Consider the following 26,580-nt stretch of genomic DNA (forward strand, 5'->3'; position numbering starts at 1 on the left):
GATTTTTAGCTAATTTTGATAAGGTTTAGTTTGCAGTCGATTGATATAAGTACTTTTGAAACCCAATAAAAATTTTGCGAATATCATTTGGATTTCCAAGTAATTTAGTAGCATCAAGTACTGATTGATATTTAAGCTCTAATAACCCTTTAAGTTTTTCTTGGCTCAGTTCATCAACACCTTGGTTAATATATTGTCCCAATACAAAGTCTATAAATGTGCTTTGTTTATCTTCAAAATGTTCATGCACTGCTCGCTTAGCTTCCGTGGCTCTTAGCGCTCGTGTGATTGGCTGTAAAGCGAATGCGACATTAGCCAATACATCAAATAAATCACTATTTTCCGCATCGATAATGCGTTGCATTTCAGCCAGTACTTCTTTATTAAAACCTTTTTCGCTGAGACCTTCAAGTAGCTTTTTGCGGGTTTCAGGATTGCTCCAAATGGAGCGCAGTGTGTCTTCATCTTTAAAAAACTCTGGCAACACACCAAACAAACTTTCTAAAAACTGCGCGGCAGACATCGGTTTGCCATCCGCCCCCCAAAAGCTGGTTGCCATCATGTGCTGAATTTGGCGCGTTTTACCATCTGAGAGTTTAATTAAAATTTTCTCTGGCTTAGGTTCTTGTGTGTAGGGTGCTTGCGGCTGTTCAACTACATTTGGCTTAGTGACATTTCCGCCAGATTCTGTTGGCTCTATCGGCTCTGGTTCGCCATCCCACTCTGGGTCACTAAAATGGTGATGCGCTTTTACAAAATCATAAATCGTAAAATAATCTTTGCCGTCATAAAGCCGCGTGCCACGGCCTACAATCTGCTTAAATTCAATCATGCTGTTTACTTCACGCATCAACACAATATTACGCACATTGCGTGCATCTACGCCTGTTGAGAGCTTTTGCGAGGTAGTGAGTATGGTGGGGATTGCGTTATCGTTATCTTGAAACGCTTTTAGATATTGGTCGCCTAACGCACCATCGGCGGCCGTAACGCGTACACAGTATTCGGGGTCTTTACTGGTTTTAATCTGGTTAATATAATCGCGCACCTCTAAGGCATGCTCTTGCGAGGCGCAAAATACCAGCGTCTTTTCGCGTTGATTAATTAAATCCATAAACAATTTCACGCGGTATTGCTCACGCGCGGGGATTTTAATAATCCGATTAAAATCACCTTCTTTATACAGTCTGCCAGGTTCAGCCTCGCCTTGCACCACCACGCCATCACCAGGCGTGTAAATATATTCATCCATGGTAGTGGCAATTTGTTTTACTTTAAATGGCGTTAAAAAACCATCGTTAATGCCTTCTTTTAGCGAATACACATACACAGGCTCACCAAAATACGCATAAGTATCTACATTGTCTTTGCGTTTAGGCGTGGCGGTTAAACCAAGTTGAACGGCTGGGCTAAAGTACTCTAAAATGCCGCGCCAATTGCCTTCATCATTCGCGCCACCACGGTGGCATTCATCAATAATAATAAAATCAAAAAAGTCAGGCGGGTATTCACCAAAGTTAGGCGCTGGGTTACCTTCGGCATCTGTGCCACTCATAAACGTTTGAAAAATGGTAAAGAAAATATTGCCATTTTTAGGCACGCGGCCTTTTTTGCTAATGTCAGCAGGGTCAATGCGCACCAACGCATCTTCTGCAAAAGCAGAGAACGCGTTATACGCTTGGTCGGCTAAGCCGTTGCGGTCTGCCAAAAACAAAATGCGTGGCCTGCGTGGCTTATCGCCATTGAGCTCGCGGCTTAAGTTCCAGCGGCTATAAAACAACTTCCAAGCTAACTGAAACGCAATAAACGTTTTGCCTGTGCCTGTGGCTAGCGTAAGTAAAATGCGGTCTTTGTTATTGGCAATGGCTTCAAGCACCGCCTCAACCGCATTATGTTGATAATAACGCGCACCAAAAGTACCGCCTTTATCTTCAAATGGAATTTCCGCAAAGGCATCACGCCAAGCGTTTTGCTCAGCAAAGGTTTGTTGCCATAATTCGTCTGGGCTGGGGTAAGTGGCAACATCTGCTTCTTTACCCGTGTGCATATCAATGCCATAAATACGTTGCCCATTGGTGGCATAAGCAAAGCGGCTTGCCAGTTTTTTGGCATAGGTTTTGGCCTGCGCCACGCCCTCGGTATAAGGCTTATCAAACGCTTTAGCCTCAATCACCGCTAATTTATGATTTTTATAGATCAGCACATAATCGGCAATTTCTTGCTTACCTCGTTTGCCGCCGCCCTGCAAGCGACCGAGTGTAATATGCTCACGCTTTACATAACTGCCATCCACCACGCCCCAGCCAGCGGCTTTAAGGGCTGGGTCGATTAGTTCGGCGCGAGTTTCGGCTTCGTTCATTACCTATAAGTCTTTTCTTTGATTTGCATTAAAACACTTATCCTCATGATTTTAATCATAAATTATCACAATTTTAGCAATACTAAGCTTTGCATTAAAGCATAGATTTAGTCGTTTTTTATACATCTGGGCAGATTTGCATTAAAACACTTAACTTTATGATTAATATCATATAAATTAAGAAAAATAAAAAAGTACGATTTGCGTTAAAGCACTACTCAAGCCCAAAACGGCAAATACCGCGCGTATCTAGTTGATTTTGTTTCCGCTGCGTCATCTTTAATCAACCCAGCCTCTTTTGTTGCCCCTATGATTAAAGAAATAGTGGCCGCTTTACTCTCAACAACACCAAAACGCTCTCTTAGAGATTGGTTAGACATGCGGCTATTACTTACATACTGCAAGCAACAATGCTGATAACAGGCACGAACACGGTCATCTTTACTCATTGAAGAAAAATCCTGATGTGCAAACAAAATGGCAATGGTGCGCATTTCTCCCACCCTAAAAGCTGGGGCGGGCAATTGATATATCTCTGCTGCGCTCACCACCTTATCAACACCGCTCCCTTTTTCTTCACAAATACCCAATCTGCGCATTAGCTCTGCAAGTTTTTCGTTACAAGAGCGATACTCATCAATAAATCGGTCAACGCTAATCGGTGGAATGCCAGGGTTAGAGATTTCAACGCGATCATCAAACATCTCAATCATTACAGATGCGCCCGAAGTGGAAAAATCTTGGTGAATAAGCGCATTAGCAATCAACTCACGTAACGCCTGCTTAGGAAACATTTTCACTTCTTCTCTAACTGCTTGCTCAATAAACTTATTTTGAGGCGCAGCAGAATGCACAAAGTCCACAAGGCTTTCAAAACCTACCGCATAACCACGGTTGCCAGGCTTATCTTCACGCGTTTTAAGTTTATTTTTACCCTCATAAATCACAACACGCGGCGCTTTTCTAGCCAATGTTGCTGAAAAAGCATCTAGCTTTTTAGCCAACAAAATCGCAGCAAGATTCGTAATTTGCCAACCTGCGGACTTAGGCAGAATAAGGCCTTCACCTTTTAGCTTTTCTATAACTGCATCACGGTTAGTTGGGTAAGGCTGCTTCAATAAATCAAAGAAAGTTTGCGTATCAAGTAAAGCAATGACATCTTCTGCGCTTGCATGATCTTTTGCAATTTGCGTAAACCAATCTGACTGACTTTCAGCAAAAATGCGCTTTAACTTATCAGGTGTCATGGGGACTAAATCTTCCCCCGCACGCATTAAATAAGCACCTTCATAATTAACAGGCTGACCTTGTGGCCTAGGTGGAATCTCAAACACCAGCACACGCCCATCTGCATGCACTATTTCAGTCACCTCAACCCTAAAATGCAACTTTTCTACAATATAAGCCTTAATTTTATTAAGTTCTGCCGTGGTGGTAAAAGCCTGTGTGCCAACTACATTTCTTGGCGCTTTATCGGTTACGCCAAGCACTAAATACCCGCCACCTTCGTTAGCCAAAGCAACGCAATACTTCAACAGCTTTGTCGTGTCATATTGATTTTTGGCCTCTTTAAACTCCAGTTGCTCTGTTTCTGCGGGAGTGGTGAGCCAACGTTCAAGTGCTTGTATCGTAATCATAATGAAAGTTTACCTCAAAGCTCGCCTGCAAACGCTTTGTGTAGCAGGGATTTTTTTAGGGCATCCAAGGCCTTAAGTTTGCGTTGGTAGAGGGATTCTAGGCGTTGGGTTTCTTTTGCAAGGGCATCAAGTGTGAATACGATTTCATCTTGCTTAGCTAATGACATTTTGGGTACTTTGATATTTCTTAAAACTTTTAGAGATACTGTTTTTTGTGCTGTACCCGTAGCGCCATCACTTGCTTGTTGAAAAACCAAAGGTGATAAAAGTAAGTAGTAAAGCCATTGGCTGTTAGTATTTTTATTTGGGCGAATCAAGCCAATGTGGCGTTGAAAGCAAAACTCTAGTTCATAATTAACGATAATTGGTATGCCATAAGACCCAGTAACTGTGTATAAAACGTCACCTTTTTGCGGTTTTCTATTAGGTTTTAGCTTGTTGTAATACTCATTAGCTACAGTGAAAGTATCACTAAAGTCAATTTGACGAGTTTGTTTATTCACGTTTGAAATCGTAATAAACGGAATGCCTTTAACTGATTTTGGTGGTGGCATGTGGTCACCATCGGTAATATCGGTAGCTAACTCTGATAAAGCAACAAGCTCACCACGTCCTTCGACAAGCTCAGGACGAACGGTAAAGACGTTTTGCAAATGGCTTTCAAACAAGGCGCGGGCGTTTTGTAGGTTTTTTTCGGTGTTGGCGCGGACAATGGCAATCTGCTCAAACGCATCATCAAGAATCGCAACGATGCGTTGTTGTTCTTGAACTGAAGGAACGGGGATTGGGATTTCACCGAGTTTACTTCTACTTATACGCTTTCTTGTTGTACCTGATGTTTCTGCATCAATATTACTTAAATAATCATTCGACTGAGTGTAGTAAACAAAAAACTCTGGAATAAATTGACTACTATCAAAGCGCACAATAGTACAATCTACGGCTGTAATCATTTGCTCGCCAGTATCTGGCAACAAACAACTGCGACCTACAGGGTCGGGTAATCTAGAAATTAAACAGTCATTTTCAAATATTTCCGTACAGCGTAACCTTGCAAATGTTTCTTTTGAAATGTAGCGCGCTTTTTCACCACGGTCTTTAAAAAAACCTTTGCCTACATTTCCAGTTTGAATTAAACGAACCCCTTTAGCAGATTGATCTTTACTTTCAATCCAGTCTCCATCAGCAAATATTTTGCATATAGCTGCTAATGGTTTTACTTGCCAACCAGCCTTCATAACAACGCCCTAATATTTGCCAACACATCTGCGCTTTCTGCATCCAGCGCGGCAATTTCTTCCATAATGGCTTGTGGAGTTTGGTGTATCACTTCTTCACCACCGTTGGGATTTTTAACCGATAAATCATAAGTGTTGCTATCAATGGTGCTGGCGCTAACTGACCATGATTTGTCGCTATCGGCAAAGGTGCTTTGCAGGTTTACAAACTCAGCCAAATCATCATCATTGAGCGGGTTGGTTTTGCCCATGTTGCGCCCTGGCTCTAGCGCATAGAACCAAGTATTTCGGGTTGGCGCGCCTTTTTCAAAAAACAGCACTACGGTTTTAACACCTGCACCTTGAAAGGTGCCGCCTGGGCAATCAAGCACGGTGTGTAAATTACAGCTCTCTAGCAACAATTTACGCAAACTGACTGAGGCGTTATCGGTGTTGCTTAAAAAGGTGTTTTTAATCACCACAGCGGCGCGGCCGCCTACTTTTAGGCTTTTAATAAAGTGCTGCATAAACAAAAACGCGGTTTCGCCCGTTTTTATGGGGAAGTTTTGCTGCACTTCCTTGCGCTCTTTGCCGCCAAACGGTGGGTTGGCGAGAATAATATCAAAGCGGTCTTTTTCTTGAATGTCGCTAATGTTCTCGGCCAGCGTGTTGGTGTGAATAATATTGGGCGCTTCTATGCCATGCAAAATCATGTTCATAATGGCAATCACATACGCCAAGCTCTTTTTCTCTTTGCCATAAAAAGTGCTGGTTTGCAGGGTGGTTAAATCGCTGGTGCTAAGCTTACTTTCTCCATTTTCTTGGTGTTGATTACGCAAATAATCAAACGCCTCGCACAAAAAGCCTGCGCTGCCCACGGCACCGTCATAAATGGTTTCGCCAATTTTGGGGTTAAGCACTTTAATCATGGCGCGAATGAGCGGGCGCGGGGTGTAATACTCGCCACCGTTGCGGCCTGCGTTGCCCATGTTTTTAATTTTGGCTTCGTACAGGTGTGAGAGCTCGTGCTTTTCAGCTTGGGTGTTAAAGCTGAGTTCATCAATACGCTCTATCACCTCGCGCAGGTTGTAGCCACTTTGTATTTTGTTGTTAATCTCGCCAAAAATCTCACCAATTTTGTATTCAATTGTATTGGGGCCAGTGGCGCGTTGCTTAAAACCTTTTAGGTAGGGGAATAACTTAAGGTTTACAAAGTCTTTGAGGTCATCGCCCGTTAAAGCGTTGTTGTGATCAAACTTGCCATCGGGCGTTTTAGGCGCTGCCCATGTTGGCCAACGGTATGCGGCATCAATAATAAATTGATAGGCTTTGCCTTCAAGCTCGGCTTCCATCGCTTTGGTTTGCTCCAAAGCATCGAGATATTTTAAAAACAAAATCCAAGAAGTTTGCTCGGTGTAATCAAGCTCGCTGGTAGCGCCTGCGTCTTTATGTAGAATATCGTCAATATTTTTAAACGTTTGCTCAAACATAGGCACCTTAAATGGATGGTATTTTAAATACCAGTGTAATCTAGTTAAACTGGTAGCACCGAAAATAAAAAAGGCCACACCCGAAGATGTGGCCTTTTTGTGTTGGTGGTGAAAGAGGGACTTGAACCCTCGACCCCAGGATTATGAATCCTGTGCTCTAACCAGCTGAGCTACATCACCTTTTAAATCGGTTGCCAAAACTTTAGCAAGGGCGCAATTCTAGTGGTTTAGGCGCAAATTGTCAAAGCTAGTTTGCAATTTACGCTTAACTTTTTGCGTTGATGCGTTTGGAGCTAAACTTTAGCCCTCACGCAGCTATACCTTGAATCTTGCTAAGCTAAACATTAAACCTAAAGTGCATCACATCGCCATCTTGAACGATATATTCTTTGCCTTCTAAGCGCATTTTGCCTGCTTCTTTGCTGCCTTGTTCGCCTTTGTTTTTCACGAATTCTTCGTACTGAATCACTTCTGCGCGAATGAAGCCGCGTTCAAAGTCTGTGTGAATCACGCCTGCGGCTTGTGGAGCGGTTGCGCCTTTTTTTACTGTCCAAGCGCGTACTTCTTGCACGCCAGCGGTGAAGTAGGTTTGCAGGCCTAGTAAATCGTAAGCGGCGCGGATGACGCGGTTTAAGCCTGGTTCATCTTGGCCTAATTCTGATAAGAATAATGTTTTATCTTCTTCATCTAATTCAGAAATTTCACCTTCAATTTTCGCGCAAATACATACCACTGGTGCATTTTCAGCTTTGCCTAGCGCCACGACTTTATCTAACAGCGGGTTGTTTTCAAAGCCGGATTCATCTACGTTAGCCAAGTACATGACTGGTTTAACTGTTATTAAGCATAGAGGTTTTAATAGTAGTAGTTCGTCTGCATCTAGGTTTAGTGTGCGAACTGCTTTGGCTTGGTCTAAACACGGCACCACTTTTTCTAGCACTTTTAACAATGCAATAGCGTCTTTATCGCCACTTTTAGCTTTTTTGCTTTCGCGCTGCATGGTTTTTTCTACGGTTTCCATGTCGGCAAGCGCTAGTTCTGTGTTAATCACTTCAATGTCAGAAAGTGGATCAATTTTGTTTGAAACGTGAATGACGTTGGCATCTTCAAAGCAGCGTACCACATGCGCAATAGCATCTGTTTCGCGGATGTTAGCTAAGAACTTATTACCTAAGCCTTCGCCTTTTGATGCGCCGGCTACCAATCCAGCAATGTCTACAAATTCAACAATTGCAGGTTGTACTTTTTGCGGTTTAACAATGTCGATGAGCGCTTTCATACGCGTATCTGGCACTTCTACAATGCCCACGTTTGGCTCAATCGTGCAGAATGGATAGTTTTCTGCCGCAATACCAGCATTGGTAATGGCGTTGAATAGTGTGGATTTGCCCACATTTGGTAGACCAACAATTCCGCATTTCATAATTTAACTCTTTCTTTAATTCGTCATTCCCGCGAAAGCGGGAATCCATTTTTATATCTGTTTCATTCAACATGGATTCCCGCTTTCGCGGAAATGACGTGTGAATGTTATTTAAAACATTATTTTTTAGTATGCAGTTTTAACATTGCGCTTTCAAATTCGCCTGCAAGCAATAAATCTATCAGCTTGGTGCTTTCATAGACTTTTTCGTCTATAGCGGCTTGCTCATCTTTTGTTGGTGCTTTTAGAACAAAATTAACTACTTCATTGCGATCGCCTGGGTGGCCAATGCCTAATCGCAAGCGCCAGAAGTCTTTTGTGCCAAGTGCAGCCTCAATATCTTTTAAGCCATTGTGGCCACCATGGCCGCCACCAACTTTGAGTTTTAAACCGCCTGCTGGTAAATCAAGCTCATCATGAATTACTAATATTTCAGTGGGTGCAATTTTGTAATAGTTTGCTAATGCAGCCACTGATTTACCACTAGCGTTCATAAACGTAGTTGGTTTAAGTAGCCAAGTGTCCGCTTTAGCGTTGAGCTTACCAACTATGCCGAAAAACTTTGCATCTAAAGCTAATTTACTATTGGTTTGTGCAGCGACTTCATCTATCCACCAAAACCCCGCATTGTGTCTGGTTGCGGTGTATTTTTCACCAGGATTTCCCAAACCAACGAATAATTTTATGCCATTCATCATGCAATAGTACCAATAAAAAACGCGCACTTCATAGTAAAGTGCGCGTTAGTTAGCATGCTTATAAATTAAGCTGCTGGTGTTGCTTCAGCGGCATCTGCTGCGCCGCCACGTGTTTTAGCAATCGCTGCAACGGCTGCATCGTTACCGTGAGCTAGTTGTACAAATTCAACGCCTTTTGGCAATTTAATTTGTGATAAGTGAACTGAGCTACCCATTTCTAGACCAGCTAAGTCAATTTCAAGGAACTCAGGCAAATCTTTAGCCAAGCAACTTACGTCAGCTTCAGTCAAAATGTGTGCAACAATACCGCCGCCTGTTTTAACGCCTGGAGCGATTTCAGCATTGATAAAGTGGAATGGCACTTTAACGTGGATTTTTTCAGTAGCACTTACACGTTGAAAATCAATGTGTTGAATAGTGTTGCGAACTGGGTGCATTTGGAAATCACGTAACAATACGCTTTCTTTTTTGCCTTCTACGTTCAACGTTAATACTGAAGCATGGAATGCCTCATGACGGAACTCTAAGAATAATTCTTTAGCGTTAATTTCAAGTGTTACAGCCTCTTTACCAGCGCCATAAACAACACCTGGAACGGTGCCTGCGCGACGAAGACGGCGGCTCGCACCCGTACCTTTTACATCACGCTTTACTGCATTAATTTCGATAGACATTTTACTACTCCTAATTTGATACTACTTTTACTGCTAGGCTTTTGATAGCCTTACTACACAAAAACTGCATACCGCGACCAGTCTGCAGGGTTAAAAACTTTTAATCTATAAACCTTTTAGTCCATGAAAAGTGAGCTAACAGAATCTTCACTGCTAATTCTGCGAATAGTTTCAGCTAATAATTCTGCTGTGCTTAATTGGCGAATTTTTTTGCAGTTGGCTGATTCAGTACCAAGCGCAATAGTATTGGTCACTACTAATTCATCAAGCTCAGAGCTCATAATGCGATCTGCTGCGCCGCCAGATAATACTGGGTGAGTGGCGTATGCGATTACTTTTTTAGCGCCAAACTTCTTAAGTGCGGCTGCCGCTTCGCAAAGTGTATTTGCGGTATCCACCATGTCATCCATAATCACGCAGGTGCGGCCAGTCACATCACCAATAATGTTCATCACTTTAGCAACATTTGGTTTTGGACGACGTTTATCAATAATTGCTAAATCTGAATTTAACTGTTTAGCTGCTGCACGCGCACGCACAACACCGCCTACATCAGGTGAAACCACCATTAAATTCTCATGATTTTGTTTCAACAAGTCAGCTAACAAAATCGGTGTGGCGTAAATATTATCGACTGGAATATCAAAGAAACCTTGAATTTGATCTGAGTGCAAATCCATAGTTAACAAACGATTAACGCCAACACCTGTCAGCATATTCGCAACCACTTTAGCCGTAATTGCTACACGTGCTGAACGCGGACGGCGATCTTGACGTGAGTAACCAAAGTAGGGGATTGCAGCAGTAATACGACCAGCAGAAGAGCGACGAAGCGCATCAACCATAACCATGACTTCCATTAGGCTGTCATTGGTTGGGTGGCTGGTAGATTGCAACACGAATACATCTTTACCACGTACGTTTTCAAGCAGTTCAACCGTGGTTTCACCATCGCTAAATGTACCAACGTGCGCTTGACCAAGCTCAATGCCTAAGTGCTTAGCTACTTCTTGCGCTAGCACTGGGTTAGCCGTGCCAGTAAAGACCATTAAGTTGCCGTTAGACATCTGTTGATTTCCTATTAAACCGTGCTTGTAAACACTGTGCTTAAAGCCTCAGCATCAAACTATCAATAAAAACTTTATTAGCAAAAACTTACAAAAAATAAAAGCGCGTAAATCAAAAATCTACACGCTTTGTATTCTAAGAAAAAGCAGTTTTAATTCTGCTTTCTAAATTTGGCTGAGGAGGAAGGACTCGAACCTTCGGATGCTGGGATCAAAACCCAGTGCCTTAACCAACTTGGCGACTCCCCAATATTTTAATCAGTCTATCTAATCAACCATAAGGTTCATTAGCGGGTGCTGATTCAACCCTTTTGCAACAAAGCCCTGAACATCTTTAGGTTTTTGATTGCATATATCACCTGCAGTTTTTTCATCTACTACTTCTAAAAAGACCGAAGCACCAGAACCACTCATTCTTGAGTCGCCAAATTGACTGAGCCAATTTAAGCAATCTAAAACAGCGGGGTATTCACTGCAGACTATTTTTTCTAGGTCATTTATAAAATCAGCACTTAAGTTACATGCTGTTAATTTAGCCGTCCCAGAAAAGTCCGACATTGTCATAGGATTCGTGCTTTTTGTCAATTGCTTATTGGCAAATATTTGTGCTGTTGATACATGTATTTTTGGATTCAGCACAACGTAGTAGGAATCGCGCAGATTAATCTCGGTTAATTGTTCGCCTATGCCTTCTGCCCAAGCGTTTTTGCCAAAAATAAAGAAAGGTATATCGGCGCCTAATTTCAGGCCTAGCGACATGAGTTCTTTGCGGCTTAAGTTAAGCTGCCACAAACTATTTAAAGCTAACAGCACCGTCGCCGCGTCTGAACTGCCGCCGCCTAAGCCGCCGCCCATAGGAATGTGCTTTTCTACTAAAATCTCTACGCCGAACGGGCATTGTGTATGTTGCTGCAATAGATTTGCTGCGCGAACACATAAATCTTGTTCTGCAGGCACACCAGCGACATCGTTGACGCGCTTTATAATTCCGTCTTTAGTTGGCTTTAGTTTGATGGTGTCGTATAAATCAAGTAGGCGGAAAACGGTTTGTAGCAAATGGTAACCATCTGCCCGCTGACCTGTAATGTGCAGAAATAAGTTGATTTTTGCAGGTGCTAAAAATGATTGAAAATCTTGCATAAGCCAATATTTTAACGCATCTAGCCTAAGGTTAGATTGACGAAGCTAATTTTAATTAGCTGTTCTAATGATTGTGCAGGATTGTTGCGTAAGTGCTACTCAATAATCACCCGACCATTCAAAGCCTGCACAGGGCGATTATTACTGTGATGAACAGCTTTCTTAAAGGCATCGATTTGTTCTTTAGAGGCTGTGATAGGATTTTTCATTAACAGCCAGCGTACGCCCTCACTGCAGGGTGGCGTGGTCAGAGAGCCGCTAAAGCGATAGTAGCTTTTATTGTCAGGCATAAACTCACTAGGCATGACGCGATTTTTTAGTACAACTGGTTCTCCTTCTGCTTCAGGTAGCTGCTCCCAAAGTTTGGCAAGCGCTGGATTGGCTTTGCCTTCGGTAAACATCACGCCAATCACGGCTAAATTACCTTTAGAGTCAGCATGTACAAAGTGCGCTTCTAGCGGAAAGGACTTGCCATGTATGGTGTTTTCACTAGGGGCATGGAAATGTACTTGCTTCATTTGGAAGGCGCTGTTATCAAGTGCCAGCATATTGCCTTCTTTAAAGTTAATTTGTACGGTATGACCATTGTTGAAAATATCTTTTGCAGGAAATTTCTGTATCGCTTTTAAAGCTTTAATAGCAGCATGAATGCTATCTTCAATATTGATTGGCGACTGATTGCGACCCACATCGCAAGTTGCAAATTCAGGGCTAAGTTTTGCCCAATTCTCTGGACCTTCTTTGCCTTCGTACGTCCAGTGTGTTTTGCTGTCGTTTTTTTTGTTGCCCACAGGTTTAATCACTGCCGCTTTGGCTGTGACGGCGACAGCTTTAGTATCAGCTGGTTTTTCTGTTTCAGGTTTTGCTGGTACGGGTTTTTGCGTTTCAGCCTTAGTTAAAGCTGTGGTAGGTTTTTGCTCTATGGGAGCAACTTTAGGCTTTTCTGCTTGGCACACATAGCGCATGGCAATATCCATGTCAGTTTCTGGCACGGGTTCAATAAATTCAGCACTTTTGGAATCAATACCTGCTGAGTAAACTAGCTCGCTATTAAAATATTGAAAAACTTGAGAAGTGGCAGATTTTTGTGCGGAACAATCAAAAAACCAGAGTAATTTTGATAAGTTATATTGTTTATCGATAGTTTCTGGATTTTTTTGTGGAGTTTTGTATTCAACTTTCACCCACGCTCTTTTGTATTTATCTTGTTGCAAGATAGATTGCTTATCCAACATTATTTTTTCAATATTGTTGTCGCTGAGCTTGACCCATTGCGCCGCTTGGCTATTGCTGCATATAGCAAAACAGAATATGAATAGTGCGATTAATCTTTTCATTGCATCTCAGCCCTCAACAAATTTATTTCAGCCTAAATTATGCTGAGATAGTCAGAGATTTTAATGATGAAGTACTGCTGGATTTAGACCTTAATTCCTAGATTTGGACTAGTTTTGGAATAATTTTGCTTGAAATTAGTTGGTAATGCTGGAGTTTGTAATATGAGACCAACTTTCAATCAATAGCTTTAAATAGACTTTTTCGTTTCTAAGTAGGATTTTGCTTGGTAAAAAATGACCATTCTGATCGGCATAGTTCTCGTATTGAATATCCCAACCATCTTGCTTTAAAGTACTCAAACGACCTTGTTCATCCCATGTGCTGGCTTGAATGGCGCTGTTGCTTGGACGTCCTAGCGACCAATCCGCAAGACCTGCTAGTGGCAATTGCCATCCTAACGTGTTTTGAGTGAGCGTTTCAGCATCTGCGGCAGTAACGCGATTGCCTTTAGCGTCCTCTAAAGTCACGTTTTCAGCAGTTTTCTTAATGCTAGCTAATTGCCCGCCAAGCGGCGAGTATAGGGCGATGTCATCGTTTATTTTGTTATGTTGCCAAGAGAGGCTGCCAGAGAAGCCTTTGCCATCCGCTTGGACGCCGATGCGACCTTTAATGCTAAATTGGTCTATACCTGCAATATCTTGCAAATGCGCTTGCTGGCGTGCTAGTGAGGCGGCGTTGTGGTTGGTTTCAGGCTTAGGTAGCGAGCTGCAACTCGCCACCATAGCAACAAGGCTACAAGTGAAAAGTAAACGAGCTAACTTCATCTGTAAATCTTAATTCCTAAATCTTTAAGCAAAAAAACTTATGATTTGAATTTATTGGCAGTTGTCATCAGTACTTCATTATCTGGATTTTTGCTCAGTGCGTCAGTCCAAATCTTTTTAGCTTCATCATGCTTACCTTTTTGCCATAAAACCTCACCTAAATGTGCAGCTATTTCAGGGTCTTGATTTACTTGGTAAGCTTGTTCCAAGTATGTAATTGCTTTGTCCAGCTTGCCTTTTCTGTAGTATGCCCAGCCAAGGCTATCCAGCATGTAGTGGTCATTTGGGCTGATGGTTAAAGCTTTTTCTATCAGTGTGACTGCTTCATCTAGCTTGATGTTACGGTCAGCAAATGAGTAACCCAGTGCATTGTATGCTGCTGCAAAATCAGGCTTAGCCGCGATAGTTTTGCGTAACTCGCTTTCCATGATGTCTAGTTTGTGAACTCGCTCAGCGGCTAGCGCGTAGTCGTAAACTAACTCTGGAGTATTTGGTAGATTTTTAACAGCTTTATCCAGTAAATCAAAAGCATCATTGTCGCGCTTAGCCTTTGCTAGCAATGAAGCCTGCGTTTGAATGACAATGATTTGCTGCTCAGTTGTTAAGTCTTCTACAGCATCTAGTTTTTCAATGGCTTTATCTACCGACTGGGTACGTGCAATTAAGTTTGCCGCACTAATTTGAGCTTCTAAGAAGCGTGGACCAGGTTGCACTTTGCTGTACCAAGTCATTGCGTCAGCATCACGGTTTTGTTTTTCAGTGACTTGCGCTAAGTAAATGTATAGTTGGTCGGTATCTTTAAAGTCTTGTGTTAAGGCTTGCTTAAAATAAGCCTCAGCTCCCGCAAAGTCACCAGCTTGGAATGAAAGTAATCCAACAACGGCAGTCACTTCTGGGCTATTTTTACCGTATTGCAATATGATTGGATATTGATTTTTCGCCGCGTCATATTGCTTTTGGTTCACCATGATTTTCGCCATGTTGACGCGAACTTCATTTGAATCAGGATATTGATCTAAAAATGATTGATAAAAATCTATACCAGATTGCGGTGCTTGATTGAATAAGATTTGCCCTTTTAGCAATGCTGCGACGTTCCAGCCTGGTTTAAGTGTTTCGGCTTTATCTAGTGCTTGCAATGCTACGTTATTTTGGTTTGCTGCATAGGCGGACTGCGCAATTGCGAACTGCGCTTCAGCTAGGTCTGGATAAGGTGCTGCAAGCGACTGAACCAAACTCAATACCCCAACTTTGTCTTTGCTGCGGCTAAGTAGGTTATTTAGATATAAAAAGCCACCAGCACGGGTTTCTTCTTTATCAAAAAGTTTCTTCAAATAAGGTTTTGCCGCATCTAATTGGTCTGTCGCAATGAGTATTTCTGTCATTGCTTGTTGCGCTTCGGTGGAAGTTGGGTCGAGTTCAGACCACAGCCTTATGCTAGGAACGGTCATGCCCGGCACATTGCCATAAGCTGCAACTTTGGCAGCACGCTCTGCTAGGCTGGCATCTTGCGAAGTTTTCGCCAACTCATAAAAAACCTTGCTTGACGTTGCTAGATCGCCGCGCTGCCCAGCAACTTCAGCCACTAAATATTTAAAAACAAAGTCTGCTTCAGCGTTGAATGGATTGGCTTGAGCTGCTTGGTTGGCTGGCCCATTCGCGACGGTTGCGCAACCGCTCATGCATAAGGCGCCAGCAATCAGGCTTGTACCGATGATATGTTTAGCCTTAAACAAATTTTTGTTTAAGTGGCGTTTAGTTTGAGATAGACGAGTCATTGGGCGCATAAGTTATTTTGTAATTATTGAGAATGAGTGAAAATAAGCTTTAAAAATAAGGTTTAATAGTCGCGACAAATTAATATGTAAGATAATAAGCCATTACTACGGTATTGTACTGTTCTATTTCTTAGTCCGTGACAGGTGCTGCAAGTTCCTCCATAATTATGGATTGACTGCGATGAATGTCAATAGAACTTTACTGTGTTGCGGTTCTCAATAGATTGTAGCTCTCAAAAACATAAGTAATTTTTAGCGCTGACAGGCTCGTGATTTTTAAAGATAACTGATTGATTTTTAGTCACAATAACCTGTATTTTTGTAATAACAAATAGAGTAACTATGAATAATTTTACAGTAGAGGCAAACGAGCTCACACGGCTATACGGTGGCAGAGAAGCTGTCAGCAATGTGAGTTTTACTTTAAGTAAAGGTCAAGTGTTGGGCTTTTTAGGTCCAAACGGTGCGGGTAAATCGACCACAATGAAAATGCTGACTGGTAATCTTGCGCCAAGTAATGGCTCAGTCAAGATTTGCGGTATTGATATGATGGAAAGCCCAAAAGAAGCCAAAGCGCTTATTGGGTACTTGCCTGAAATGCGCCCTCTGTATAAAGAGTTAACTGTAGATGAGTATTTAACCATTGCGGCCAGGTTGCACAGAGTGAGTGCTGGCAGTATCAAAAAAGCAGTGGAAGTGGCAAAAGAGCGTTGTGGTTTGGGTCATATGAGCAAGCGTTTAATTGAAAACTTATCAAACGGTTATCAACAGCGCGTAGGTATTGCACAAGCCATTATTCATAACCCGATGGTTGTCATTTTGGATGAGCCAACGGTTGGTTTAGATCCAATTCAAATTCGTGACATTCGTGCCTTGATTCGTGAAGTAGGCGCAGAACGTAGCGTGATTATCTCTACTCATATTTTGCCTGAAGTTGAAATGGTGTGTGACCATGTGCAAATTATCGATAAGGGTAAGTTGGTCTTTAATGGCGCGATTGATGTGCTTAAAAAGCACCGTATCGGTAATAAGCTATTAGTTGGTATGCACAATTCACCATCTACAGATGAAATGTTAAAAATTGATGGTGTTACTGAAGCTGAAAACGTTTCAGCCGGTTTAATGCGAGTGCGTTTTGCTGAAGATGCCGCGCCAGCTGAGTCTATTGTGCAAGCAGCAGTTAAAAATGGTTGGGGCTTGTATCAAATTGCACCTGATCAAACCAGCTTGGAAGATGTATTCGTGCAACTTACCTATCAAGAACAGCCTGTTGCAGAACATACTGCCGCGTAAACTTAAGGTCTCATCATGATTATCAATGTAGCAAGAAAAGAACTTAAAAGTATGTTTGCCTCGCCTATGGGTTGGGTAATTTTATCTCTACTGATGTTTTCATTCGGTACATACTACTTAAACGGCGTGAATGATTATTTTGCCGTCATGTCAGGCGCAATGCGCCCTGCAGAACGAACTGGCGTCACGCAGTTCGTCGGGCAAATGGTGTATGGCTTTGCGTCATTTATGGTGCTGTTTGCCGTGCCATTATTATCTATGCGATTGATTTCTGAAGAGCGTCGTAGCCAAACTTTACCATTTTTATTTAGTGCGCCAATTTCACTTACGGAAATCGTAATGGGTAAGTTTCTGGGCTTAGTAGCATTTTTAAGTATCTTGGTTGTGTTTATCGGACTGATGTTATCTACACTTAATATCTGGGCAGACATCGATTTTGGCTTCATCATTGCCAATTCAATCGGCTTGTTGTTGATGATTGCTAGCTTCTCTGCGCTCGGTTTGTATTTCTCAAGTATGACCCAGCAACCAGTGATTGCCGCAATTTTAACGTTTATCGCTTTATTCGCTTTGATGTTCTTAGATCGCTTTTTTGCGGGCGACCCAAGCAATATGTTAGCGAGCTTGTCGCTTACACGTCACTTTCAATCATTCTCAGGTGGTTTAATTGATACAGGTGATATTGCTTATTTCTTGTTATTTATCATCACATTTTTAACTTTAACTGTGCGTCGTTTAGATGCCGACCGCTTGCGCGGCTAACTAATCATTGAATTTTCGTCGCTATGCTGCGTTCCCCAGAAAAAACTACTCCTCGCATATTGAACATATGCGGCGTGATAATTTTTTGTCCGCACCTTGCCTAGCTTAGAAACTTAAATGATTAAAAACCTTTAAATATTTGAAATATTAGGTCTTGTAAAATGAATATCAATCGTAAATTACGTTTTCAACTGTTAGTGCAAAATGGTTTTTTTGTTGTACTGTTTTTATTGTTGGTGATATTGCTTGGCTATTTAGCGAGCCAGTATCGGATTGCAAAAGACATTACACAAGCGAACCGTAACATTCTCACGCAAGGCAGTGTTAACGTGCTTAAGCAAATGAGTGCACCTGTCAATATTACGGTATTTGCGACTAAAGATGACGCATCGGGCGGCGACAATTTCCGAAAAGGCATGATTGACTTTGTAGCGCGCTATCAACGTGAAAAGAAGAACGTTAATCTGACTTTTGTAAACCCTTCAATTGAGCCAAAACTAGCGCAGGATGCTGGTGTTAAAGAAGATGGTGAAGTGATTGTGGAATACAACAAGCGTATTGAACACATCATTCCACCTATTGCTGAACAAGAAATGACCAACTTATTGGTACGCTTGTCTCGCACGAATCAACAAGCAGTCATGTATTTAGACGGTCACGGTGAGCGCAATTTACTAGGTGTAAAGAACTTTGACTTGGGTGAGTTTGGTAAACAATTAGAGAAAAAAGGCTTTAAATTTGCCAACCCAGATTTAACCATCGCGCAAAACGTACCTAGTAATGGTGCGATGCTGGTGATTGCTAGTCCACAAGTTGATGTGAGTGAAGTAGAAGCGAAGAAAATCAAAGCTTATCTTGAAGCGGGGGGTAACTTATTTTGGTTGCTTGATGACGATAATTATCGTGGCATGAAAGAAGTTGCAGATTACTTAGGTTTGCACGTTTCGCCTGGTATCGCCTTAGATATGGCTTCAGCGCAATATGGTGCGGATGCTCGTGTTGCATTCGCGAGTTTGTATGGTGAACATGCAATTACTACCAATTTTATGCTGCGTACTTTATTCCCAGAAGCGCATGAAGTGACGGCTAAAGGTACAGATGAAAATGGCTGGAAAGTTAGTAATCTAATTGAAGTAGCACCAAATGGTTGGTTAGCCTCAGAAAAGTTAGCTAAAGATGCTAAACCTACTTTCAATGAGAAAAAAGACAAACGTGGCCCAATCAATATTGGTGTGGCTTTAGAGCGTACCTACGGCAAAAAAGGTCAGCGCGTAGTGGTGATGGGTAATGGTAACTTCTTGTCTAATACCTTTATTACCAATGGTGGAAACCTAGATTTGGGCGTGAATATGGTGAACTGGCTTGCAGGTGACGATAAGCTTATCACGATACAACCTATGCCACTTAAAGATATTAACGTGAATATTCCAGATACAGAGTCAGGCCGCATAGTTGCTTGGACCGTGTTTCATGGCTTTCAATACTTCATCCCGTTTGGCATGATGATTGCGGGTTTTTACTTCTGGTGGAAACGTAGAAAAGCTTAACTTGTGAGTATTTGAATCCGTAAGTTTTAAGTTTAAATTGTGAGAGATTAAGGCATACATGAAAAAACGCTGGTTAGTTAATTTGGTGATGTTGTGCATAGTGGCAAGTTTGGTTGCATTTTTATATTTGCGCCCTAAACAAACTACAGAACAAGAAGCTAACTATGATATTTCTGCATACAAGCTTGCTGAATTTAATGCAATTAGTGTGGAGTTTCCAGCTAAAGCTGCCGTTAAACTGGATAAAGTGAATGGTTTCTGGCGTTTAAGTGCGCCTGTTAACATGCGAGCGGACCAAGCATCTGTGCAACGTATTTTGTCTATTATTGCGGCAAGATCAAAAGATAAAATTACTAATCCTGATTTAGAGAAGTTCGGTCTAAACAATCCTGAGCTTAAGCTCAAACTCGTTAGAGATAAAAACAGCCAAGATAAAAACAATGTAGAAGAGTTCACCTTTGGTACACACAATCCTGTGACGGATGAGCAGTATGTCGCTCATCGAGATGCAGTTTATTTGGTGTCAAATAATTATGCTGAAGCGGCTTCAACACAGGTTATTGAGTTAATTGATAAATCCCCATTAAAACCAACTGAAAAAATAGCTGGTTTTGACTTTAGTCATCTAGAGCAGTGGTCAGATATAAGATTGAATGTCGATTTGGCTGACGGCAAATGGAATGCTTCAATCGCGTCAGCTAAGCCACAACAGAATGAGATGAACGAATGGTTAGATTTTTCATGGGTGCATAATCCAGCAAAATCTGTCGAAATGTATACACCAGATCGTAAAGTTACTTACCCATATGTGGTGATTAAGTTAGCTGATGGCAGCAAAGTACATTTTGATAAAATTCAAGAGTCGCCTGATTTGTTGCTAGCACGTCCAGACGAAGGTTTGATTTACAATTTCCCTGCGGATGCTGGATTCACTATGCTTAATCCGCCCATTAATATTCCAAGCAAGTAAAAACTATGCCAGAATTACCAGAGGTAGAAACCACAAGGCGTGGGCTTTTGCCTCTTGTTGGCAAAGTAGTTAAATCTGTCTCTATTCGCCATCCTACGCTACGTTGGCCAATTCCTCAGTCTCTGCTTCAAATACTACCTAATCAAACGCTGCGAGGCCTTACACGCCGTGCGAAGTACATTTTGTGTGAGTATGATACGGGTACTTTGCTATTGCACCTTGGCATGTCTGGCCGTATTCAATTACTTGATACCCCTTACCCGCCGGAAAAGCATGACCATTTCGATATTGAGTTTGCTGATGGTCACGTGTTGCGGTTGCGTGACCCGCGTCGTTTTGGCGCAGTATTATGGATAGATAACAAAGACAATAATCATGTGTTGCTAAATAGTCTGGGCCCCGAGCCGCTAGTGGTGGACTTTAACGCAAAGTATCTACACACAGCATTAAGCAATAAAACACTCGCCATTAAAAACGCGATTATGGATGGTCATGTCGTGGTGGGTGTAGGCAATATTTATGCATCAGAGTCTTTATTTCGAGCACGCATACATCCGGAAACGGCTGCTAATAAACTCACTTTGAAACAGTGTGAAAGATTGGTAGCGGAGATTAAAAGCACCTTGAATGATGCTTTGTCTGCGGGCGGCAGTAGTTTGCGAGATTTCTTTGGTGTGGATGGCAATATCGGCTATTTTCAGCAAGAGTACTTTGTTTACGGCCGCACGAACGAGCCATGTAAGGTCTGTGCAAAACTGATTAAATGTATACGTTTAGGCCAGCGCTCTACGTTTTATTGTGATAAATGCCAGAAACGATAATTAGACTATGTTTAAATTAAATAGTTAATTTTTATCTATAAGTAACGGTACATCAACAACCCTGCCACTTGCAATACCACCAGTAGCCCAATGGCTAACGTTAATCGTTTTTGCCAGCGCGCCTGATTTTCTTGAGTTTTGATTAGTGCGTCAATGGCTAGTCTGATAGGCGCGTCTTGTTCGGCGCGGGTTTGTTGTGTCAAAAATTGATGCACCAAGCGCGGCATTTGTGGCAGGTTCTTTGCAATATAAGGCAGCTCTTTTTTCATGACTTTAACAATGCTGCGCCAACCAACTTGCTCGCTCATCCAGCGTTTTAAGAATGGTTTAGCCGTTTGCCATAAGTCGATATCAGGATCTAAATCGCGACCTAGCCCTTCAATATTCAGTAAAGTTTTTTGCAGCATGACTAGCTGTGGTTGAATAATTACACCGAATTTACGTGACATTTGAAATAGGCTTAACAGTGTGCGGCCAAATGAAATATCTTTAAGTGGCTTGTCGAATATAGGCTCACATATTGCACGTACAGCAGTTTCTAGCGCTTCTACGTTAGTGTCTTTGGGTACCCAACCAGACTCGATATGCGCCACAGCGACATCGCGATAATCACCATTGAAGAAAGCCAGAAAATTACGTGCAAGATAATATTTATCGTTGTCTGTCAGCGTGCCCATAATGCCGAAATCAAGCGCGATATAACGACCGTCATCCGCCACTTGAATATTGCCAGGGTGCATGTCAGCATGAAAGAAACCATCCCGAAATACTTGCGTGAAGAATATTTCTACGCCATCGTGTGCAAGTTTCGGAATGTCTATACCCTTAGCGCGCAGCACATCGACTTTACTAATCGGTGTACCCACCATGCGTTCCATCACCATGACTTGCTGACGGCACCAGTCCCAATAGACATGCGGAACTAACAAACGTTTATCTGGAAAGTTACTGGAAAGTCGCGTGCAGTTGGCGGCTTCTAGGGTTAAATCTAATTCACTATGCGTATGCTCTGCAAACTCTCCGACAACTTCGCGCGGTTTTAAGCGCTTAATTTCTGAGGATATGCCTTGTAATAACAATGCGGCAGTATCTAAAAGCTCTAAATCATGATTGATGACTTTTGCAATGTCTGGACGTAATACTTTTACGGCTACAGGTGTGCCGTCGAGTAAGTGAGCAAAATGCACTTGTGCGACGGATGCACTGGCAATGGCGGTTTCTTCAAAACTTGAAAACACTTGATTGAGCGGTAAGTTAAACGCTTCATGTATGACTGCTTCAATTTGCGCAAATGCAACAGGGGGCACTTGGTCTTGTAGTTTGGCAAGTTCGTCCGCAATATCCAGCGGAATTAAGTCGCGTCGAGTGGATAGCATTTGTCCAAACTTAACAAAAAGCGGCCCTAGTGCTTCAAGCGCTAATCTTAGTCGTTCGCCACGCGGTTTGCTTTTGTCACGCCAAAACAGCAAAGCATTGATGATGCTCCCTAGCGGCTTCAGTTTTGTGTGGCTTAAGATGAACTCATCTAGGCCAAACCGTAGTGCGATATAAATAATATAAAAAAGCCGGAAAATACGCATATATTTAGTCGTTGTTATCTACAGCATTGCTGTTTTTGTTTAATTTTCTGAGGCCATGGTTATAGACTGTTATCTAAGTCTGCTTTGATGCTCTTAGTAAGCTTAGCTAACTTCTTTTCAAAGCGTGCTACGTCCGAACCTAGCGTATCAACTTCTGCATTGAACTGCTCTACGTGACGCTTTTTAGCAATGAGCGGCATTTCTTCTTGCCAATATTCGCTCAACATTTCGGCTAAATTAATGCCAGTTTCTTTCACTGAATTTGCCGTATCGCGTGCAAAGGTACCTATTTTATTAGCAGGAATATCGCCAATCAGATTGCTTATATCATCCTCGTAATCCCAACGCATATTCGAAAGTACTTTAGCCAACTCTGCGGCTAGGTGCGTGTCACCCTCAATGTTAATTTGTCTGTTTGCGGCTTCATCTTTAGCGAGTAATCTTAAAAGCAGGCTCGGTGGAATTGTCACTGTAGCATCGGAGATGTTAGTTTCGCCCGCAATGGCTAAATTGCCGTTCTCTAAAATCACTAAGCTAGTCGAAACAAAGCTCACATTAATTTGTATTGATTTCCCTGCAAATGGCTTTAACAGGTTACTCGCCCAACTGTTTTGAGAAATTAGATGCTGCAATAAACGCGTTGAAAGTGCTTTAAGCATATTAAGTTTTATACCCTTTATGCAAAGCTACTACACCTGCGGCAAGGTTGTAGTAGTCCACCTTGCTTAAGCCTGCCTCTACCATCATCTGTTTCAGTGTTTCTTGGTCTGGGTGCATGCGTATAGATTCAGCCAAGTATTGATAACTCTCCGCATCTTTAGCGAGAATTTTCCCCATGAATGGCAATAGTTTGAATGAATAGACATCGTATATTTTTGAAAGCGGCTGCCACACTTTTGAAAATTCCAGCACCAACAATCTACCACCCACTTTAAGCACTCGCTGCATTTCTGCTAATGCTTTATCTTTGTGCGTCATATTGCGCAAACCAAATGCCACAATCACGCAATCAAAGTGATTGTCAGGGAAGGGTAGCTTTTCAGCATCACATTGAAGCGCAGGTACACTCAAACCTGCATCCAGCATGCGGTCGCGTCCAACAGCCAGCATTGAAGCGTTAATGTCGGTCAGAATTACTTGGCCATCAGCGCCCACTTTTTTTGCGAATAACTTAGATAAATCACCACTGCCACCCGCAATATCTAACACCTTATCACCTGCTTTTACACCACTTATTTCTATGGCAAAGCGCTTCCAGCCTCTGTGTAAACCTGCTGACATGACATCGTTCATTAGGTCATATTTACTTGCTACAGAATGAAAAACTTCACCTACTTTTTTGGCTTTCTCATTTTCAGCAACAGTTTTAAACCCAAAGTGCGTATTTTGATTGCTGTCTTGGTTTGTGTTGTGTTCAGTCGTCATTAAACGTTATCCGTATTAGCTTTCTTTGCGTTGAATGCCAGCAGCACTTAATCGGCCTAAGTATTCTAGCCAAAGTGCCTCATAGTCTCTACCAAGGTCATATAAGTAGTCCCATGAATATAAACCTGTGTTGTGACCGTCAGAGAATGTAAGCTTGACCGCATAATTTCCAACTGGTTCGATAGCGGTGATATTGACATCCTCTTTACCCACTTGTAATACCTCTTGCCCAGGACCATGTCCTTTTACTTCCGCTGAAGGTGAGTAAACGCGCAAAAATTCGCAAGATAACTGGCATTCCATATTGTTATCAAACTTAATCTCTAATAGACGCGAAGCCTGATGCAATCGAATGTCAATTGGACGGGGAGTGTTGTTAGTTAAGCCGCTCATGATGACTCTTTTAGATAAAATAAGATGATAACAGAATGGCATGGCTTGATGATGATGCATCAGTGCACCGTTCGTCATCAAATTTAGCCCGCCTATCTAAATTTTATTTTAAATGTAAATAATAGTTAATTGATTTGGTTGATTAATATAAAAATAATGATAGAGTTCCATTAAGTAAAAATAGGTAAGGATTGACATGGCTCAAGAAAAATCTAACAGCAAACTAGCAAATCAATTTGCAGCATATACCGAATGGCGCAAAGCCTTAGTCGATACCATCTCTGATTATCGGAGTTGGTTGAATGAGCAAGAGCTCAATGACGGTCAAGTTGATCAACGTATACAGCATCTGTTAGACAGACTTCGTGAAGATAAATTGAACGTTGCATTCGTAGCGGAATTTTCACGCGGTAAATCCGAACTTATTAATGCAATCTTCTTTGCTGGCTACGGCACAAGGTTATTACCTTCAAGCGCAGGTCGTACAACCATGTGTCCGACAGAGTTGCTCTACGATAAAAGCAAACCAAGTTCAATTATGTTGTTGCCAATTGAAACGCGCTTATCTGATGCCACTACTACAGAATACAAGCGTTATCCAGAAGAATGGAAAACCGTTACCTTTGACATCGATTCAAACGAAAGTATGGTGACTGCCTTTAAAGAGGTGAGTAGCACTAAAGCGGTATCAGTATTAGAAGCAGAGAAATATGGTTTGTTTGACCCTAATAGTGCGGATGACGCGCTAAGCCTCAACAAAGATGGCACGATTGACGTGCCAAGTTGGCGCTATGCGATGATTAACTTCCCGCATCCGTTACTAGAGCAAGGTTTGGTTATTTTAGATACGCCAGGTTTGAATGCGATTGGTACCGAGCCTGAGTTAACCTTGAACATGCTGCCGAATGCCCACGCGGTATTGTTTATATTAGCTGCAGATACTGGCGTGACTAAATCGGAAATAGACGTTTGGCGCCAGTATATTAGTGGTACACGCTGGAAACAAAAAGGCCGTTTAGCCGTACTCAATAAAATTGATGGTCTTTGGGACGAGCTTAAAGACGAAGAGGAAATTCAAAAGGAACTTACCAAGCAAATCCAATCTAGTGCAGATTTGTTGGGCTTAGAGACTAATCAGATATTCCCTATTTCCGCCCAAAAGGGTCTGTTGGCCAAGGTTAATAATGATCCAGAGTTGCTTGATAAGAGCCGTATTTTAGAGCTGGAACGTGCTTTATCTGATGAGTTGATTCCATCTAAAAAAGAAATTGTTCGCGATAACACACAAAACGAAATTGAAGATTTGATCGCCAACTCTCATTTAATTTTAGATGCGCGTATCTCTGGAATCAATGATCAGCTGCTTGAGTTGCGTGGTTTACGTGGCAAGAATGAAGACGTTGTTGAGCACATGATGAACAAGGTTAAGGTTGATAAGGAGAATTTCGAGAAAGGTTTACAACGATTTCAAGCATTGCGCAGTATTTTCTCTCAACATACCAATAGACTGTTCACACTTTTAGGCATGGAGGCGCTTAAAACGCATGTACACTCTACTCGTGAGACCATGCAGGGTGCGAGTTTTACTAAAACTATTCGCGATGCGATGGATAACTTCTTCAAGGAGTTGAAAACGCGTTTAGTTTCGTCTGACTCTCAAATAGATGAAATTAAGAAAATGATGGATGTGATGTATGAGAAATTTTCCAAAGAGCATGGTTTGCGTAAGTCTGACCCACCTGCTTTCTCTACATTACGTTATCAAAAAGAGTTAGCTAAGTTAGAGCGAGCATACAAAGAGCAATTTAACACGGCATTTAATATGATTGCTAATGAGAAAATGACGCTCACCACCAAGTTCTTTGAAACGCTTGCTAGCCGGGTGATTCATGTATATGAAGTGGCGAACCGTGATATTGAAAACTGGCTAAAAGCAGTGATTTCACCAATGGAATCTCAAGTGCGTGAGCACCAGTTGCAATTGCGTCGTCGCTTAGAAAGTATTAAACGTATTTATAAAGCGACCGATACTTTGGAAGACCGCATTCTAGAGCTGGAAGCGATTGAGAAGAGCATACAAGCGCAGTTAGATGATCTGAAAGTATTGCGCATGCACATGAAGAACGCACTGGCATTTGAGCCAGTTGAGAGTGAAATGGCTGCGTAATTTGATAGGATTTAGTTCATGGAAATAAAAAAGGCTG

At 42.0% G+C, this 26,580-nt stretch carries 22 protein-coding genes and 2 tRNA genes; 6 read left to right on the forward strand and 18 right to left on the reverse strand.

Going from position 1 to position 26,580, the window contains the following annotated elements:
* Positions 1-25: 25 nt before the first annotated feature.
* The 14 genes from hsdR to PSU78_RS01470 form a co-directional block, all read right to left on the reverse strand.
* Positions 26-2,359: an EcoAI/FtnUII family type I restriction enzme subunit R gene (gene hsdR, locus PSU78_RS01405; protein ID WP_300383129.1), complete on the reverse strand. Its 2,334-nt coding sequence runs from the start codon at positions 2,357-2,359 to the stop codon at positions 26-28.
* A gap of 218 nt (positions 2,360-2,577) precedes the next feature.
* Complete coding sequence (locus PSU78_RS01410) at positions 2,578-3,996, reverse strand: ATP-binding protein (RefSeq protein WP_300383132.1); 1,419 nt, start codon at positions 3,994-3,996, stop codon at positions 2,578-2,580.
* Positions 3,997-4,010: 14 nt separating this feature from the next.
* Entirely contained in the window at positions 4,011-5,234 is a 1,224-nt protein-coding gene (locus tag PSU78_RS01415) for a restriction endonuclease subunit S (protein WP_300383135.1), read from the reverse strand.
* A complete protein-coding gene (locus PSU78_RS01420; RefSeq protein WP_300383138.1) occupies positions 5,231-6,703 on the reverse strand; it encodes an N-6 DNA methylase in 1,473 nt (490 codons plus the stop codon). Before PSU78_RS01420 ends, PSU78_RS01415 begins: the two co-directional genes overlap by 4 nt.
* Positions 6,704-6,806: 103 nt before the next feature.
* Positions 6,807-6,883: transfer RNA gene (locus PSU78_RS01425), tRNA-Met, on the reverse strand.
* 157 nt (positions 6,884-7,040) lie between these two features.
* Positions 7,041-8,126, reverse strand: a complete 1,086-nt coding sequence (ychF, locus tag PSU78_RS01430) for a redox-regulated ATPase YchF (protein WP_300383141.1) — start codon at positions 8,124-8,126, stop codon at positions 7,041-7,043.
* Positions 8,127-8,245: 119 nt separating this feature from the next.
* Entirely contained in the window at positions 8,246-8,821 is a 576-nt protein-coding gene (pth, locus tag PSU78_RS01435) for an aminoacyl-tRNA hydrolase (RefSeq protein ID WP_300383856.1), read from the reverse strand.
* 68 nt (positions 8,822-8,889) lie between these two features.
* The gene (locus tag PSU78_RS01440; RefSeq protein ID WP_300383144.1) at positions 8,890-9,498 is read right to left on the reverse strand and encodes a 50S ribosomal protein L25/general stress protein Ctc; all 609 of its coding nucleotides are present in this window, start codon (positions 9,496-9,498) and stop codon (positions 8,890-8,892) included.
* Between the two features lie 116 nt (positions 9,499-9,614).
* Positions 9,615-10,565: a ribose-phosphate pyrophosphokinase gene (locus PSU78_RS01445; protein ID WP_300383147.1), complete on the reverse strand. Its 951-nt coding sequence runs from the start codon at positions 10,563-10,565 to the stop codon at positions 9,615-9,617.
* Between the two features lie 172 nt (positions 10,566-10,737).
* Positions 10,738-10,814, reverse strand: a tRNA-Gln gene (locus PSU78_RS01450).
* A gap of 18 nt (positions 10,815-10,832) precedes the next feature.
* Positions 10,833-11,705: a 4-(cytidine 5'-diphospho)-2-C-methyl-D-erythritol kinase gene (gene ispE / locus PSU78_RS01455; protein WP_300383150.1), complete on the reverse strand. Its 873-nt coding sequence runs from the start codon at positions 11,703-11,705 to the stop codon at positions 10,833-10,835.
* Between the two features lie 95 nt (positions 11,706-11,800).
* On the reverse strand, positions 11,801-13,042 hold the full coding sequence (locus tag PSU78_RS01460; RefSeq protein ID WP_300383153.1) for a carbonic anhydrase: 1,242 nt from the start codon (positions 13,040-13,042) through the stop codon (positions 11,801-11,803).
* A gap of 135 nt (positions 13,043-13,177) precedes the next feature.
* Positions 13,178-13,807: a lipoprotein insertase outer membrane protein LolB gene (lolB, locus tag PSU78_RS01465; RefSeq protein ID WP_300383156.1), complete on the reverse strand. Its 630-nt coding sequence runs from the start codon at positions 13,805-13,807 to the stop codon at positions 13,178-13,180.
* Positions 13,808-13,845: 38 nt separating this feature from the next.
* Positions 13,846-15,585, reverse strand: coding sequence for a tetratricopeptide repeat protein (locus PSU78_RS01470; RefSeq protein ID WP_300383159.1), 1,740 nt, complete (start codon positions 15,583-15,585; stop codon positions 13,846-13,848).
* A 342-nt stretch (positions 15,586-15,927) separates the two neighbouring features.
* Between PSU78_RS01470 and PSU78_RS01475 the strand changes: the two genes are divergently transcribed.
* The 5 genes from PSU78_RS01475 (at position 15,928) to mutM (ending at position 20,978) form a co-directional block, all read left to right on the forward strand.
* Complete coding sequence (locus PSU78_RS01475; RefSeq protein ID WP_300383162.1) at positions 15,928-16,878, forward strand: ABC transporter ATP-binding protein; 951 nt, start codon at positions 15,928-15,930, stop codon at positions 16,876-16,878.
* A gap of 15 nt (positions 16,879-16,893) precedes the next feature.
* Positions 16,894-17,640 carry an ABC transporter permease subunit gene (locus PSU78_RS01480; RefSeq protein WP_300383165.1) on the forward strand — a complete coding sequence of 249 codons (747 nt, stop codon included), beginning with the start codon at positions 16,894-16,896 and terminating at the stop codon, positions 17,638-17,640.
* A gap of 161 nt (positions 17,641-17,801) precedes the next feature.
* Positions 17,802-19,187, forward strand: a complete 1,386-nt coding sequence (locus PSU78_RS01485; RefSeq protein WP_300383168.1) for a GldG family protein — start codon at positions 17,802-17,804, stop codon at positions 19,185-19,187.
* A 58-nt stretch (positions 19,188-19,245) separates the two neighbouring features.
* Positions 19,246-20,157, forward strand: coding sequence for a DUF4340 domain-containing protein (locus PSU78_RS01490; protein ID WP_300383171.1), 912 nt, complete (start codon positions 19,246-19,248; stop codon positions 20,155-20,157).
* A gap of 5 nt (positions 20,158-20,162) precedes the next feature.
* Positions 20,163-20,978, forward strand: a complete 816-nt coding sequence (mutM, locus tag PSU78_RS01495; protein ID WP_300383174.1) for a bifunctional DNA-formamidopyrimidine glycosylase/DNA-(apurinic or apyrimidinic site) lyase — start codon at positions 20,163-20,165, stop codon at positions 20,976-20,978.
* Positions 20,979-21,013: 35 nt separating this feature from the next.
* On the opposite strand, the gene ubiB is transcribed toward mutM, so the two are convergent.
* Genes ubiB through PSU78_RS01515 form a run of 4 tightly spaced genes read right to left on the reverse strand, consistent with a single transcriptional unit; the run spans position 21,014 to position 24,376 of the window.
* Positions 21,014-22,558 carry a ubiquinone biosynthesis regulatory protein kinase UbiB gene (gene ubiB / locus PSU78_RS01500; RefSeq protein WP_300383176.1) on the reverse strand — a complete coding sequence of 515 codons (1,545 nt, stop codon included), beginning with the start codon at positions 22,556-22,558 and terminating at the stop codon, positions 21,014-21,016.
* 59 nt (positions 22,559-22,617) lie between these two features.
* The gene (locus PSU78_RS01505; RefSeq protein WP_300383179.1) at positions 22,618-23,217 is read right to left on the reverse strand and encodes an SCP2 sterol-binding domain-containing protein; all 600 of its coding nucleotides are present in this window, start codon (positions 23,215-23,217) and stop codon (positions 22,618-22,620) included.
* Position 23,218: 1 nt separating this feature from the next.
* Positions 23,219-23,983 (reverse strand): bifunctional demethylmenaquinone methyltransferase/2-methoxy-6-polyprenyl-1,4-benzoquinol methylase UbiE, encoded by a 765-nt coding sequence (ubiE, locus tag PSU78_RS01510; protein ID WP_300383182.1) that lies wholly within the window; start codon positions 23,981-23,983, stop codon positions 23,219-23,221.
* A gap of 15 nt (positions 23,984-23,998) precedes the next feature.
* On the reverse strand, positions 23,999-24,376 hold the full coding sequence (locus tag PSU78_RS01515; protein ID WP_300383861.1) for a DUF971 domain-containing protein: 378 nt from the start codon (positions 24,374-24,376) through the stop codon (positions 23,999-24,001).
* A 196-nt stretch (positions 24,377-24,572) separates the two neighbouring features.
* Here PSU78_RS01515 and PSU78_RS01520 point away from each other — a divergent pair, with 196 nt between their 5' ends.
* Positions 24,573-26,543 carry a dynamin family protein gene (locus PSU78_RS01520; protein WP_300383185.1) on the forward strand — a complete coding sequence of 657 codons (1,971 nt, stop codon included), beginning with the start codon at positions 24,573-24,575 and terminating at the stop codon, positions 26,541-26,543.
* Positions 26,544-26,580 lie beyond the last annotated feature (37 nt).

The sequence above is a fragment of the Methylotenera sp. genome (assembly GCF_029945705.1).
In the GTDB taxonomy this organism is placed as follows: domain Bacteria; phylum Pseudomonadota; class Gammaproteobacteria; order Burkholderiales; family Methylophilaceae; genus Methylotenera.